This window comes from Kribbella sp. CA-245084, from assembly GCF_050942355.1.
Lineage (GTDB): Bacteria > Actinomycetota > Actinomycetes > Propionibacteriales > Kribbellaceae > Kribbella.
In genome coordinates this window covers 1,728,882-1,743,415 of sequence record NZ_CP192053.1, presented here as the reverse complement: position 1 = coordinate 1,743,415, position 14,534 = coordinate 1,728,882, and the positions used below count along the sequence as shown (strand labels likewise).

Here is a 14,534-nt window from a genome sequence, read left to right as displayed (position 1 = left end):
ACTTCTTAGGGTTGCCTCGTACACTGCCTTCGCATGGCGGCGCGGTGGCCGCCCTTAGCCGGGAAGACCAACACTGTGGGTAAAGCCTCGTCGCAGAAGCAGTCGCGCCGCGAGATGATCGAGAAGATGCAGCGCGAGCAGTCCCGGTCGGACCGCCGCCGCACCATCATCATCGTGGCGTGCGCCATCGTGGCCGGCCTGGCGATCATCGCCTACCCGGCGATCAAGCTGGTCCAGGACTCGAAGACCAAGAACCAGGCGCTCACCGACTTCGGCGTCGCCGCGTCGGCCGCCTCCTGCGCGGCGATCACCAACGACGAGGCCGGCGGGACCCAGGACCACCGCCCCGACGGCGAGAAGATCCTGTACTCCGTTTCGCCGCCGTCGTCCGGCCCGCACTATGCGGTCTGGGCGCCGTTCGACAAGAAGTTCTACACGCCGAGCGACCGCCCGCCGGTGGAGAACCTGGTCCACAACCTGGAGCACGGCTACACGATCCTCTGGTACCGCGACACGCTGCCGAAGGACCAGATCGACCAGATCGAGAAGATTTCCAAGTCCAAGCTCCCGGACAGCTCGGTCGGCAAGTTCATCGCCGCGCCGTTCAAGGAGTCCGACGGTAAGCCCTGGCCCGACGGCAAGAACCTCGCCTTCGCCCATTGGAGCAGCCCGGACGCCTCGCAGAAGTCCTTCGGCCACCGCCAGTTCTGCGGCTCGGTCAGCGGCGACGCCCTGAAACAGTTCATGGAGAAGTACCCAGCCGCAGACGCCCAGGAACCCAGCGCCGGCTGAGGTTGCAGCAACTGGAAACGCCCCCGGGAGTTGTCCTCCCGGGGGCGTCTTCTTGTGGAACTAGATGTAGTTCGCGTGGTCGGACTGGACTCGGGCTACCAGGTCCTTTACGCGCTCGCCGTCGGACAGTGGGCAGACCATCGTTACGTCTTGGGTGTGGACGATGATGTGGCCGTGGAGGCCGACTGCGGCGACAAGATGGTTCGGGTCGTCGGTGACGATGATGTTGTCGTGGGAGTCGAGAAGGCAGCTCAGGGTGACGCTGTCGGTGCGGTTGCCGTTCGGGTCGGCGTCGTACGTGTCGGCCAGCGCGGCCCACGAACCCACGTCGAGCCAGTGCACGGGCATCGGTACGACGACCACGTCCGCGTCGACCTTGCCCTGCGACGCCGGCTCCATCACCGCGTAGTCGACCGAGATCTTCTGCAGGTTCGGGTAGATCTCCTCGAGGGTCGCGTCGCGCTCAGGCGTGTCCCACACCGCGGCGACGTCACGCAACCGTGCGGCCGACTCGGGCAACAACGAGTCGAGCACCGAAAGCACCGTCGATGCCTGCCAGACGAACATCCCGGAGTTCCACCAGAAGCGCCCGGTCGCCAGGTACTCCTCCGCCGTCGCCCGATCCGGCTTCTCGCGGAATCGGTCCACGACAAAGGCCCGCGTCCCGTCGATGGCATCGCCACGCTCGATGTACCCGAGCCCGGTGTGCGGATGCGTCGGCTCGATCCCGAACGTGACCAGCGACCGCCCACGAGCCTCCACAACCTCGAAGCCGTGCTCGATCGCCGCCCGGAACTCGTCCTCCGGGCTGATCAGGTGATCCGAACCGACGAAGGCGACCACCGCGTCGGGATCGTTCCGCGCCACGACAGCAGACGCGAGCCCGACAGCGTTCGCGGTATCGCGGCGAGCCGGCTCGCCGATGATGTTGTGTTCGCCGAGCTCAGGCAGTTCCTTGCGTACGACGTCCGTGTACGCGCCGACCGTGCACACGTAGATGTTCTCCGGCTCGACCAGTCCGCGGAGCCGGTTGAACGCCACCCGGAGCAGCGATTGTCCCGCCGCCAGCGGCAGCACCTGCTTCGGCCTGTCGTCTCTGGACATCGGCCACAAGCGCGTCCCCGAACCACCCGCCAGGATCACCACGTTTCGCATGAGGAAAGACCCTACCGGTCGTCACCAGGTGCTTGCGGAATCCGTAGGTGCTTCAGGTCCGGGGGAATCGGCGAATCCGCCGGTTGCCAGAACAGTTCGGGTTCGCCGTCGAGTGCCGTGGCGGGTGCGTCGGTGAGGTTGAAGCGGTCGCGCAGCCGCCCGTAGAAGTCCGTCGGACGCAGCCGCACGAGCCGCAATCGCTGCGGCGACCCGTACACCCCGATCCAGTCCCCCGGATCGAGTACGCCGCGCAACTGGCCGTCGATGCTCACCGCCGCCTGCCCCGAATGCGGCAGTACGCGCAGCGCGATCGGCTCGTCCGGCGCCGCGATCACCGTCCGGTTGAAGGTCATGTGCGGTGCGACCGGAGTGAACACGATCGCCTCGGTGTTCGGCGACAGGATCGGCCCGCCGGCCGCGAAGCTGTACGCCGTCGACCCGGTCGGTGTCGCCACGATCACCGCGTCGGCGGAGTACGACGCCAGCAGTCGACCGGACAGGTACACGCCGAGCGCGACCTGGTGATCGCGCGCCAGCTTCTCCACCACCACGTCGTTCAAGGCGGTGACATCGAGCGCCATCCCCCACCCGTCGCCCTCGGCCATCTCGTGCCGTACCGGCGGTGGCGGCAACGCCGGACCGTGCCCGTACCGCAGCAAGGACTCAATCCCCTGCGGGATCTCCAACGGCCGCGACGCCCGCATGGTCAGCGTCATCCGTTCCTCGTACGTCGCTCCGCCGTGATGCACCGCTTCCAGCGCGGCCTCGACGTCGCGGCACGCCACCTCGGTCAGGAAGCCGACCTTGCCGAGGTCGACGCCGAGTACGGCGGCGTTGTTCTTCGCCGCGATCCGAGCCCCGCGCAGGAAGGTTCCGTCGCCGCCGAGCGTGACAACGAGATCCGGATCGCCGGCGTGGTGCAGCTCGTCGGTCCCGCTCCGCCGTTCCTGGTGGTCCTTCCAGACGTCGATGTCGGTGCAGCCGATGCCGTGGTCGGTCGCCCACTTCCGCACGGTCTCGGCAGTCTGCACCGCAACCGGCCGCCCCTGGTGAACCACAAGCCCAATCCGGCTGATCGCCACGCCACCCCTCCTCCAGGACAGTTTCTGCCTACAAGGTAGCCGGACTAGTCACCCTTGGCCGCGCTGATGATGGGGTCGGTCTCGTCGTCGAACTCGCCGATGACCTCTTCGAGGAGGTCCTCGAGCGCGACCACGCCGATCGCCACGTCGCCGCCGCAGACCACGGCGAGCTGGGAGCGTTCGTCGCGCATCGTGCGGATCGCCGTCGCAACCGGCGTACGCTCGCCGAGCTCGAGCGCGGCCATCATCAGGTCGGATGCGCGCACGTTCGTGTCGCCCGCGGTGGTTGCGCGGGCCGCGTCGCGGACGTGCACGATGCCGCAGATCGTCGTACCGGAGCTGACCACCGCGAGCCGCGAGTGCCCCTCGCGCCGGCTGGTCAGCTCGACCTCGCGGGCTGAGGCGGTCGAGAGGACCGTCGACAGCTCGGCGATCGGCGTCATGACCTGACCGACCGTGGTGTTCTGCAGTGCGAGCATCGCGGTCAGCAGCTCGTGCTCGGGCTCCTCGAGCGTGCCGTGTTCGTGCGAGGACTCGATCAGCAGCCGCAGCTCGTCCGGGCCGTGTGCGTTGGCGATCTCGTTCTGCGGCGTGACCTTCACCAGCCGCAGGCACAGGTTGGCGAGCCAGTTGAGCACGATCAGCAGCGGCCGGAAGACCCAGGTGAACGCGCGGAACGGCATCGCCAGGACCAACGCCGACCGCTCGGGATCGCTGATCGCCCACGACTTGGGCGCCATCTCGCCGAGCAGGACGTGCAGGAGACCGATCCCGCCGACCGCGATGATCAGCGCGATCACATGACCGACGCCCTCGGGGACGTTCGCCAGCTCGAACAGTGGATGCAGCAGATGCGCGATGGCCGGCTCGCTCAACGAGCCGAGACCCAAGGTGCACAACGTGATGCCGAGCTGCGCCCCGGCAAGCATCAGCGACAACTCGCTGACCCCGGCGAGCGCGGCGCGGGCAGCCAGGCTGCCGGATGCGGCCGCTTCCTCGAGCCGGTGCCGCTTCGACGCGACCAGCGAGAACTCGGCGGCGACGAAGAACCCGTTCAGCGCCAGCAGTACGGCGGAGATGATGAGCGCCCACGTCGTACTCATGCTGTCCGCTCCATCATCACGATGCCGGGCACGCGACGTTCGATGGTCTGCACGGTCAGCCGCACGAACTCGGCCTGGATCGGCCGGCCGTCGTGGTCGATCCGCTGCGGCAGCTCCACCGCAATCTCATCACCGACCAGCGGGAGGCGGCCGAGCCGAGCCAGCACCAGACCGGACACCGTCTCGTAGTCATCGCCCTCAGGCAGTTGTACGCCGGTTGCCTCCTCGACCTGATCGAGCCGCCAGCGAGCCGGCACCACCCACGACCCGTCGCCGCCCTGCACCAACCCGGTCTCCGGCAGATCGTCCTCGTCGCGGATCTCGCCGACGAGCTCTTCCGCGATGTCCTCGAGCGACACGATCCCCGCGAACCCGCCGTACTCGTCAACCACGATCGCCAACTGGCGGCGCGCGACCCTCAACCGCTCGAGTACGCCGGGCAGCGGCAACGTCGTCGGCACGGCGACCGCGGGCGACGCCAACGAACCAACCGCGATCGCCGCCCGATCGGCCGGTTCCAACTCGACCACGTCGCCGATCGCGACCACGCCGACCAGCTCGTCGACCGAGTCGCCGATCACCGGGAACCTGCTGTGCCCCGTGTCCTGCAGCTCGACCACGCGGGTCAGCGGCTCGTCGCGATGCATCGTCACCACATCGACGCGCGGGACCATCGCCTCGCCCGCCGTACGGCCGCGGAAGTCGAGCCCGCGATCGAGCAGCCGCATCGTGTCCTGGTCCAGCAGGCCTTGCTCGTACGACGTCTCGATGATCCGGTCGAGCTCCTTCGGGGTCGCGCCCTGCGGCAGCTCCTCGACCGGTTCGATCCCGACCCGGCGAAGGATCCGGTTCGACGCCGAGTCGAACAGATGGATCACGGGGCCCGCGAGCCGCAGGTACCACAGGGTCGACCGGGACAGCCGCAGCGCGATCGCCTCGGCCTTGGCGATCGCGAGGTTCTTCGGCGCCAGCTCGCCGAGCACCATCTGAATGATCGTTGCCAACAGCAACGCCAAGATCACCGAGATCGACCTGCTCACGGCCTCCGGTACGCCGGACGAGCCGAGCAGGTCCTCCAGGCCCGCACCGAGATACGGCTCCGCGAAGTACCCGGCCAGCAGCGCGGTGATCGTGATGCCGACCTGCGCGCCGGACAGTACGAACGACAGCCGCGACGTGACCTTCAGCGCACGCGCGGCCGACGCGTCACCGTCCTCGGCCAGCGTGCGCAGGCGGCTCCGGTCGACGGCGACGTACGCGAATTCCTGCGAGACGAAGTAGCCGGTGGCAACGGTCAGCACCAGGATCAGCCCCAGGCCGGCCAGGATCAGCATGGGACGACCTTATGAGAACTCCAGCGATTGCAGTACTGCGGGGTCCGTGACGTCGAGGCCCTCTTCTCCTGCCTTCGCGAACGCCTGCATCCGTACGGCGTCCCCGCGCTCCGAGGTCTCACCGGCGATCCAGTAAGCGACTGTGTGCAGATCGTCGCGACTCACGCCGAGGTCGTCCACGAGGTACGGACGGATAGATCGGACGACTCCCGCCTCGGCCGCGCACCACGCCTGCAGGCGACCGGGCGGCCGCCGGAAGGTCCGGACCGCCTGCTCCAGCGCGCTGTCCGGGCCGGTCGGCGGCGGTGAGTGGGTCCACTGCACGTCGCCCTTCACCAGCGCCCGCTCGGCCGGCGTCTCGGACTGCAGGTAGACGGTCGACGGTACGTCGAGACTCTCGACGATGCTCGCGATCGCCGGCAGCGAGGTGGAGTCGCCGATCAGAAGATGATGGTCGACGTCCCCGGCGTGGAACTCACGCCGCATGCCGAGCAGTACGGCGGTCTCGCCCGGGCGGGTCTTCGTCAGCCAGGTGATCGCCGGGCCGTCACCGTGGAGCGCGACGTCGAACGTGAGCCGCCGGGTGTCCGGGTCGAACGTGCGGACGGTGAACCCGCGGGTGAGGGGCGTCGGGCGGTCCTGCGGCCAGACGGGTACGCCGGTCGGGCTGACCTTCGGCATCCGCACGCTGCCGATGCCGTCCGGCGGGATGACCAGCTTGAAAGCGTCGGCCGGCCGGATCGTCTGGTACGCCGCGAGCCCGTCGCCCTGCACGATGACGCGGCTGAAGCGTGGCGTCAGTTGCTCGATCGCCTCCACCCGCACCGGGCAGATCACCCGGGAGTCGCCGGATCGCGTCAAGCGCCTGATCTCACCGCGTATCGTCGTACCCCTCACGAAAGTTAGGCTAACCTAACTGGCTCCGCCCGGGCAGGGGGCTACCGAGGGGTGGACGGCTTCCACGCGACGACCTTGCCGTCGCGAACGAGTTCGCCGTACAGCGCCGGATCGACGTGGTCGGCCAGGAGCAGGTCGACGATCGGTTGGACTGCTTCCTCGGGCGACTTGGCCTGACTGAAGTCGTCGAACCACGGCCTCGAGGCGCGGGTATCGACCAGCCCCGGACAAACCGACGCGACCAGGGTGTTGTCGGCCAGATCCCGCTCACGCCGCTCAGCCGCCACGGCCCGCACTGCCGCCACCTGAGCAACCTTAGACGGCAGGTTAATCCACTCCGGCCATCCCTGCGCCGCCGCCGTCCCGTCGTGCACCGCTCCCCGCCACTCCTCCACAACCTTCTCCACGTCCTCCAAGTTCACTCCGTCAAACCGCCCCCACAACTCCTCCGGCAACTGCTCCAACGTCCCCAAAGAACTAGCCACCACAACCAACCGCCCACCCGCCCTCAGCCTGGGCCCGAACGCCCGCAACACATACTGAGCCCCCAAATTCGCCACATCCACAAACCCATCCACCTGCTCCCCAGCCGCCACCCCCGGCTCCAACGGCCCCACCGCGTTGGACACCACAATGTCCACAACCCCCAACTCCTCACCCAACCGCCCCACAGCCCCCTCATCGGTCACATCCACCACCCACCCCTCAACCCGAGCCCCACCCCGCGCGGGGATCGGCCGAGACGCCTGGCCCCCGCCTGCACTCGAGTGAGGCACCCCGCCACCCGCACCGCCATCGACGGGAACCGCACGAGGTGCCCCGCCAGCCACTCCCGCGGCTCCGCCTTCGGCGGCAGTCGCCGGAGGTACGCCGTCCACTCCGCCCCCGGCGGACGTCACACGGCCGATGCCACCCACTGCACCAGCAACCCCGCCATCAGCGGGAACAGCCTGAGCCACCCCACCCGCCGCACAAGCAACTCCGCCATCGGCCAGACCCGAGTACGGCGCCCCGCCAGCCGCACCAGCAACTCCGCCTTCGGCTCCCGTCTTTCCTCCCGCCGAGGCGGCGCCGGAGGCGGCGGCGCGGCGGGTGATCTCCTCTACCGCGGCGGCGACTCGGTCTGGGTTTCTGCCGGTGAGGAGGACTAGGTCTTCTGGGTTCATCCTGCTGGCGAGTTCTTCTACCAAGGCATAGCCGATGCCTTGGTTGGCTCCGGTTACTAGGGCGATGCGTGGTTGTGTCATGGGGCCAACGTAGGTCTGGGGTTGATATGACTCCAGCGAAAGTTCGGCATAGGTGGTATGCGTAGATGTCATGGACATCACCGACGTCTCGCTGGTTGCGTTGCGGGTGTTCCGGGAGGTGGCGGAGCGGGGTACGTTCACCGCCGCGGCATCGGCGCTCGGCTACACGCAGTCCGCGGTCTCGCGTCAGATCGCCGGGCTCGAGCGGGCCGCGGGCAACCAACTGCTGGAACGCCGCCGCGAGGGTGTCGCGTTAACAGCGGCCGGTCAGGTCGTACTGCGGAACGCCGCCGTCGTGCTCGACCAGCTCGACGCGACCTCGCGCGAACTCGCCGGGCTGCCGGTCGAGGGCGGGACCGTGCGGCTCGGCTGGTTCCCGAGTGCCGGCGCGGTTCTGTTGCCGCGGGCAATCAGCGCGGTACGTCGTATGCACCCGGCGATCACCGTGACAACCAGGGAGGGATCGACACCCAACCTGATCCGGGCGCTCCGGGCCGGGACGATCGACCTCGCGTTGATCGCCTCCGCGCCGCCGTTCCGCCCGCCGGACGCCGAGTCGCCCGCGCTGAAGCTGGAGACTCTTGCCGAGCGGAGCCTGCGACTGGCCGTCCCAACCGGGCACCTGCTCGCGGCCCACGACTCCGTCGACGTCGCGGACCTCCGAGGTCAGCGCTGGATCGCCGGACCCACGTCCTCCAGCGAACTGTGGATGGGGGTCTGGCCCGGCCTCGACGAACGCCCGGTCATCGCCCACACGGTCCGCGACTGGCTCGCCAAACTCCACCTGGTCGCAGCCGGCGCCGGCCTGACCACGATCTCCGCGTCCATGGCATCCGCGGTCCCGCCAGGCGTCCGAGTGGTCACAGTCCACGGCGGCCCACAAGAACTCCGCCGCACGATCCTCGCCCGCCTACCCGGCCGGGCCCCGGAACCGACCGCCCTACTGGCCGCCGCCCTGCGAACCGCAATCCTCGAAATCAACCCACCAAGCTGACCCCGCCCTCCGCCAACGGCTGCTGGGCAGACCTGACCGCCAGAGGCGAGCCGGCTGGCCGTCCGTCACCGGCTGGGTCGGCCGAGCCGGCGCTGCCTGAGGCTGAGGTGAGCAGAGCCTGCTACTGCGCGGTGCCGCCCTCGACATCCGTCGGGCAAGCCGACAGGCCGTCCGTCACCGGCTGGGGTCGGCTGAGCCGGCGCTGCCTGCGGCTGAGGTGGGTCGGGCCGGCTACTGCGTGGTGCCGCCCTCGGCATCGGTTGGGCGGGCCGGCTGGCCGTCTGTCAGCGGCTGGGGCGGGGCTGGCTGGGGTTGTGCTGGTTGGGACTCGGGCTGCTGCGTCTGGACTGCCTGAGCGGGTGCTGGCTGCGCCGGAGCTGCCTGGGCTGGCTGCGCGGGTGCCTGGGCCGCCTGCACGGGAGCTGCTTGGGGCTGGGGTGGTGCGGGTGCTACCTGGGGCGGGGTTTCGTCGTCGTCGCCTTGGCGGGCTTTCTCGAATTCTTTCATTGCGCGGGCGGCGTTCTTGGTCAGCTCCGGCAGCTTCTTCGCGCCGAACAGGAGGACCACGATGACCAGGATGACGATCCATTCGCCGCCTTCGGGCAGCGCGAGCTGTGGCACCATGACAAGCCTTCTTTCGAGAAAATCCCCCACCACGGTACGCCGGAGTACGAACCGTAGGCTGGGCCATATGTCACGAGTCCTCCCCGAGCTGTTCGCGGCCGCGGTCCGCCGGGACGGCGGCGCCCCGTTCCTCACCTACTACGACGACGCGACCGGCGAGCGGATCGAGCTGAGCGCGGTCACCACCGCGAACTGGGTCGCCAAGACGGCGAACCTGCTGGCCGACGAGTACGACCTGGAGGCCGGCGAGACCGTCGCGATCGGCCTCCCGCCGCACTGGCTCGGCGTCGTCTGGGCGCTCTCCACCTGGTCGGTCGGCGCCTCGCTGACCAGCAAGACCGGCGCCCTCGCGATCACCGGCCCCGACTTCACCGTCCGCGGCGACCGCGAGACCGTCGCGTCGGCGCTCCTCCCGCTCGGCGGCCGCTTCCGCGAACCTCTCCCGGACGGCATCCAGGACTACGGCGCCGAGGTCTACAACCACCCCGACGTCTTCGTCCCGTTCGACCCGCCGACGCCCGGCTCCCCGGCGTACGACGACCTCACGCACGAGGATCTGATCAGTACGGCGGAGCCGATCGCCGATCGCATCCTGGTCCAGCGGACGCTCACGGATCGGGACGGTCTGGGACTGCTGATCGGCGTGATCTCCGGGGGTGGTTCGATCGTGCTCTGCCGCAACCTGGACGCCGCCAAGCTGGAGCGCCGGGTCGCGGACGAGAAGGTCGACCGAGTACTCGAGTAACAACGGAGGGGTTAGCGTGCGTCGGTTCGAAGGAAAGGTCGCGCTGGTCACGGCGGCGGCGCAGGGCATCGGGTCCGCGGTCGCGCGGCGGCTGGCCGACGAGGGCGCGTCGGTGGTGGTGACCGATCTCCAGGTGGAGAAGGTCGGCGAGGTCGCGGCCGGGATCGGCGAGCAGGCGCTCCCGCTGCGGGTCGACGTGACCGACCGCGACGATGTGGACGCGGCGGTTGCGGCCGCGGTCGAGCGGTTCGGCCGGCTCGACGTGGTCGTCAACAACGCCGGCGGCTGCATCGTGTCAACCGTGCCGGAGGACACGACCTCCGAGGAGTGGCACGCGCAGCTCGACCTGACCCTGGTCGGTGCGTCGCGGTGCATCCAGGCGGCGCTCCCGCAGCTCGTCAAGAACCGCGGCAACGTCGTCACGATCAGCTCCGTCAACGGACTCGCTGCCTTCGGCAACATCGAGTACGCCGCGGCCAAGGCCGGCCAGATCGCGATGACGGTCAACTACGCGGCGCGGTACGGCGATCTCGGCGTGCGCTTCAACGTCGTTGCCCCAGGCACCATCCGGACGCCGAACTGGGACAACCAGCCCGACACGCTCGAGCGCTTCGGGAAGATGTACCCGCTCGGCCGCGTCGGCGAGCCCGAGGACATCGCCGCCGCGGTCGCGTTCCTGGCCTCCGAAGACGCGTCCTGGATCACCGGTCACACGCTCCCGGTGGAAGGCGGCGTCCTCACCGGCCCAGGCATGATGGACCTGTCGACGAACGGCTACTTCAAGAAGAGCTACTAGCCCTTGGGCCAGGCTTCCCATGCGGTCGCGAACATGTCGTCGACCGTGTACGTGTTCTTCCACGCCAGGTCGCGGGCGGCGAGCTCGCCGTTCGCGACCACGCGGGACGGGTCGCCGGGACGGCGCGGGGCTTCGCCCGGGGTGAAGTCGATGCCGGTCACCCGGCGAGCGGCGTCCATGATCTCGCGGACCGACGTACCCGTGCCGCTGCCCAGGTTGTAGACGCGCTCGAGCGTCTTGCCGGACTCGAGCGCGCGGGCGGCCGCGACGTGAGCACGCGCGAGGTCGGCGACGTGTACGTAGTCCTTGACCGACGTACCGTCCGGGGTCGGGTGGTCGGTGCCGTAGATCTGCGGCACCTTCCCCTGCGTCAGCAGGTTGCAGACGATCGGGAACAGGTTGTACGGGCTCGCGTCGTACACCGTCGGATCGCCCGATCCGACCACGTTGAAGTAGCGCAGCGAGGTGTGGTGCAACTCGGCCGCCGCGGCCTGGTCGCGGAGCAGCCACTCGCCGATCAGCTTCGACTCGCCGTACGGCGACTGCGGATCCGGCGCGGTGTCCTCGGTCACCACCTCGTCGCGAGGCGTCCCGTACACCCCGGCGCTCGACGAGAAGACGATGTTGCGCACCGACTTCTCCGCCATCGCTTCGAGCAGCGACACCATCGCCGTCACGTTCTGCGTGTACGTGTGCAGCGGCCGCTCCACCGACACCCCGGCGTACTTGAACCCGGCGAGATGTACGACGCCGTCCACGCCGTCGAGCGCCTCCCGCACCGCCGTACCGTCCAGCAGGTTCGCCCGCACGAACGGCACACCGTCCGGTACGAACTCCGCCTTCCCGCTCGACAGGTCGTCGATCACGACCACGTCGATCCCGTCGTTGCGGAACGCCCGCACCACATGCGCTCCGATGTACCCGGCACCACCAGTCACAAGCCACGTCATGTCTCAGATCCTGCCACCCAGATCCCCCCAGTCCCCCACAAACGGGCCGAACCTGTACCAACTAGCAGACGGTTGCCAGCCAGAAGTAAGTCAACTCGGTCCACTCCACCTCGGCCGGCGCCACGTCCGCGACCAGTTCCTCGCGCGACGGAAAGTTCTTCAACACCTCGTAAACCCGTCCGTCCGACAGCGACCGGTTCTGGTAGGTGTCGCCGCCGTCCGTGGTCCGGGTGATCGGATAGTTGCTCCCCTCCACGTACCTGTTGTCCGCCAGGATCACCACCCCGCCCGGCTCGACCCGATCCAGCAGGCTCAGAGCAAACCGCCGTACGTCGGCCCGCGGCACGTGCGACCAGAAGAAGCCCGCGAAGATCGCGTCGAAGCGACCCGGAGTTGCCGCGAGGTCGTACGCGTCCGCGATGGCGAACTCCACCTCACCCGGACCGTAGGAGCGCGTCCGCGCGACGGCCAGGGTTTCCTCGTTCACATCCGTTGCGAGGACCGAGGCGGCCGTGGTGGACAGCGCGGTCGTCCAGTAACCGGTGCCGGCGGCAACTTCCAGGACCGAGCGGCCGGCGACGAGGGGCGGCAGGAGGGCCCGCAGGCGGGCGAGGTCCTCCTGCCGTTCCGGTTTGTTGTAGACCGCGTCGTACTCGCCGGCGCGGTCGCGGTAGTAGTCCGCCAGCTCACTCATCGGGCGAGTGAGCGGGCTTTGGGGGTGAGGAGGAAGGCTCCGGCGTAGAGCAGGGCGGCGATGATCAGTAGGCCGTGAAAGCCGATGATCAGGGCGGCGTACTCCAGGCAGCCGCCGAGCATTGCGCCGAGGAGGTTGGCGCCGAAGGAGGCTGTGCCGTCCGCCGTATCGGTGAAGCGTTTCGCGAAGATCACGTTCGCGGCGAAGATCGGCGTGAACGCGATCAGGACCGCGACGATCACCCGCAACCCGACCGGCATGCTGAGCAGCCAGCTGTCCGGGAAGATCCACGACAACGCGAGCCCGCCGAACAGTACGGCGAACATCACCTTGATCGGTGGTGTCCTGAACCGTCTCGTCACTTCGACCGCCGCAAGCACCGCCACCAGCACGCCGGCGAACACGATCGCGTTCACGACCCACGTCGTACCGAACAGCAACGCGAAGCCGGTGATGCTCTTCGTCTCCAGCAGCATGAAGCCTGCGCCCAGCAGGAACAGGTCCGCGTACGGACGCATCCGCCGGTACGATGACCCGCCGCCCGCGATGCCGACGCCGACGAGACCCGCGACCAGGATCAGCCCGAGCGTGACCAGATACAGCGACGGAATCCGGTCCGTGAACAGGTACAGGAACGGCCGGTTGTCCGTGGCGGGCGGCGGCGTGATCGCGGCCGGACCGGGCCATTCAGCGGCACACGTCTGGTCCTGCTCGGTCAGACCGACCGTCACGACGGCCTGCTGCAGACCGTCGCCGATCTTGTCCACACACGGCTTGTGCCCGAAGGCCTCCTGCGCCGTCGACGCGAGCCGGTCGATCAGCCAGGTCTCGCGGTAGTAGTTGTACATCGCGAAAGCCCCACCCGGATTGAGGTGATCGCGAGCGCTCTCGAACGCCTGCTTGGTGAAGAGGTAGCTCTCCAGCCGCAGCGAGCTCGCGCCGTTCACCAGCGTCAACGAGTCCGGCAGCGCCAGCAGGATCAGGTCGTACTTCTTGTTCGTCCGCGACAGATACGCACGCCCGTCGTCGATGTGCGACGTCACGCGCTGATCCTGGTACGGACGGTCCGGGTGCAGCGCCTTGCCGAGGTCGCGGATCCGCGGGTCGATCTCGACCGCGTCCACGTGCGTCGCGCCCTTCTTCAACGCGATCGCGACATCCGACCCGGATCCGGCGCCGATGATCAGCACGTTCTTCGGCGTCTTCCCGACGTTCGCCCGCTCGTACGGCAGTCCGTACTGCGGCTCCCACTGCAACCGCGCGTCGGCGGGGATCGCCTGCTGATGCGGTACGCCGTTCACCGTGATCGTCAGCAGCGGCACGCCCTCCCACGTGTACTGCTTGGTCTGCACCTTGTAGTACGGCGACCAGCTGTTGTTCGCCTTGGTCGACTCGTGGAACAGCACCCCGAGCATCACCAGCAACGGCGCGAGCACCATCGCGGCGCTCAACCCGACGGCGACAGCCCGGCGACCCGATCCGGACGACCGCGGGATCATCAGCGCGGCGAACATGATCGTGACGATGAGCCCCCACCAGATCGGCGGCGCACCCAGGAACGACAGCCCGGTGAACGTCACGATCCCGGCCAGGCTGCCGATCAGATCGAAGCGGTACGCCGTCAGCCGCGGCAGCTCGGCGAAACAGCGGCCGACCAGCTCGGCCGGACCGGCGAGCACCACCGCCGCCGCGATGAAGATGACCGGCAGGATCACCCAGACCGGCGGGCCGGTGGTATTCAGGCTGGTGAAGTAGATGACGCTCGACGAGCTGCCCCGGTTGACCGTCACCGGTTTCCAGGCGATCACCAGGACCAGCAGGCCCAGCATGATCGGCGAGTAGTACGGCAGCCGCTTCGCCCGGCCGGATCGCAGTACGCCGATCCCGATGCCCAGGAACGAGCCGAGCAGCACGAAGTTCGAGAAGTAGCTGAGGTGTACCACGTTCGAACCGGTCCACCGGATCAGCGCAAGCTCGGTGAAGAGCATCAGCGCACTGGCCGCAACCAGCCGCGTCCGTACTCCGAACGGGCTCGGCCAAGTGGTGGTGGTGACGTGGTCAGTGGAGGAGTCGACTGCCATGCGGGGCGACGTTACCGGATATCGAAGTGGTCTGCGTCAC

The 14,534-nt window shown here is 68.5% G+C and carries 15 protein-coding genes; 4 read left to right on the top strand and 11 right to left on the bottom strand.

Going from position 1 to position 14,534, the window contains the following annotated elements:
• The first annotated feature begins 33 nt into the window (after positions 1-33).
• Positions 34-792: a DUF3105 domain-containing protein gene (locus ACQPYH_RS08585; RefSeq protein ID WP_432888802.1), complete on the top strand. Its 759-nt coding sequence runs from the start codon at positions 34-36 to the stop codon at positions 790-792.
• A 60-nt stretch (positions 793-852) separates the two neighbouring features.
• On the opposite strand, the gene ACQPYH_RS08580 is transcribed toward ACQPYH_RS08585, so the two are convergent.
• The 7 genes from ACQPYH_RS08580 to ACQPYH_RS08550 form a co-directional block, all read right to left on the bottom strand.
• Complete coding sequence (locus ACQPYH_RS08580) at positions 853-1,947, bottom strand: mannose-1-phosphate guanylyltransferase (RefSeq protein ID WP_432888800.1); 1,095 nt, start codon at positions 1,945-1,947, stop codon at positions 853-855.
• 11 nt (positions 1,948-1,958) lie between these two features.
• Positions 1,959-3,029, bottom strand: coding sequence for an NAD(+)/NADH kinase (locus ACQPYH_RS08575; RefSeq protein ID WP_432888798.1), 1,071 nt, complete (start codon positions 3,027-3,029; stop codon positions 1,959-1,961).
• 44 nt (positions 3,030-3,073) lie between these two features.
• Positions 3,074-4,132 (bottom strand): hemolysin family protein, encoded by a 1,059-nt coding sequence (locus ACQPYH_RS08570; protein WP_432888796.1) that lies wholly within the window; start codon positions 4,130-4,132, stop codon positions 3,074-3,076.
• Complete coding sequence (locus tag ACQPYH_RS08565; protein ID WP_432888794.1) at positions 4,129-5,466, bottom strand: hemolysin family protein; 1,338 nt, start codon at positions 5,464-5,466, stop codon at positions 4,129-4,131. Before ACQPYH_RS08565 ends, ACQPYH_RS08570 begins: the two co-directional genes overlap by 4 nt.
• A 9-nt stretch (positions 5,467-5,475) precedes the next feature.
• Positions 5,476-6,363 carry a siderophore-interacting protein gene (locus tag ACQPYH_RS08560; RefSeq protein WP_432888792.1) on the bottom strand — a complete coding sequence of 296 codons (888 nt, stop codon included), beginning with the start codon at positions 6,361-6,363 and terminating at the stop codon, positions 5,476-5,478.
• Positions 6,364-6,404: 41 nt separating this feature from the next.
• Positions 6,405-7,058, bottom strand: coding sequence for a hypothetical protein (locus ACQPYH_RS08555; protein WP_432888790.1), 654 nt, complete (start codon positions 7,056-7,058; stop codon positions 6,405-6,407).
• A gap of 200 nt (positions 7,059-7,258) precedes the next feature.
• Positions 7,259-7,387, bottom strand: coding sequence for a hypothetical protein (locus tag ACQPYH_RS08550; RefSeq protein WP_432888788.1), 129 nt, complete (start codon positions 7,385-7,387; stop codon positions 7,259-7,261).
• A gap of 293 nt (positions 7,388-7,680) precedes the next feature.
• On the opposite strand from ACQPYH_RS08550, the gene ACQPYH_RS08545 reads away from it, so the two are divergent.
• Positions 7,681-8,604, top strand: coding sequence for a LysR family transcriptional regulator (locus ACQPYH_RS08545; protein WP_432888786.1), 924 nt, complete (start codon positions 7,681-7,683; stop codon positions 8,602-8,604).
• 231 nt (positions 8,605-8,835) lie between these two features.
• Here the strand turns inward: ACQPYH_RS08545 and ACQPYH_RS08540 are convergent, their stop codons facing one another.
• The gene (locus tag ACQPYH_RS08540; RefSeq protein ID WP_432888784.1) at positions 8,836-9,228 is read right to left on the bottom strand and encodes a twin-arginine translocase TatA/TatE family subunit; all 393 of its coding nucleotides are present in this window, start codon (positions 9,226-9,228) and stop codon (positions 8,836-8,838) included.
• 67 nt (positions 9,229-9,295) lie between these two features.
• Here ACQPYH_RS08540 and ACQPYH_RS08535 point away from each other — a divergent pair, with 67 nt between their 5' ends.
• A complete protein-coding gene (locus ACQPYH_RS08535; RefSeq protein ID WP_432888782.1) occupies positions 9,296-9,973 on the top strand; it encodes a TIGR03089 family protein in 678 nt (225 codons plus the stop codon).
• Between the two features lie 16 nt (positions 9,974-9,989).
• Positions 9,990-10,769, top strand: a complete 780-nt coding sequence (locus ACQPYH_RS08530) for an SDR family NAD(P)-dependent oxidoreductase (protein ID WP_432888780.1) — start codon at positions 9,990-9,992, stop codon at positions 10,767-10,769.
• Here the strand turns inward: ACQPYH_RS08530 and galE are convergent.
• The 3 genes from galE to ACQPYH_RS08515 form a co-directional block, all read right to left on the bottom strand.
• Positions 10,766-11,719: a UDP-glucose 4-epimerase GalE gene (gene galE, locus ACQPYH_RS08525; RefSeq protein ID WP_432888778.1), complete on the bottom strand. Its 954-nt coding sequence runs from the start codon at positions 11,717-11,719 to the stop codon at positions 10,766-10,768. The genes ACQPYH_RS08530 and galE overlap by 4 nt on opposite strands.
• A 61-nt stretch (positions 11,720-11,780) precedes the next feature.
• Positions 11,781-12,413 (bottom strand): class I SAM-dependent methyltransferase, encoded by a 633-nt coding sequence (locus ACQPYH_RS08520; protein WP_432888776.1) that lies wholly within the window; start codon positions 12,411-12,413, stop codon positions 11,781-11,783.
• Entirely contained in the window at positions 12,410-14,494 is a 2,085-nt protein-coding gene (locus ACQPYH_RS08515; RefSeq protein WP_432888774.1) for a spermidine synthase, read from the bottom strand. Before ACQPYH_RS08515 ends, ACQPYH_RS08520 begins: the two co-directional genes overlap by 4 nt.
• Between the last annotated feature and the right edge of the window lie 40 nt (positions 14,495-14,534).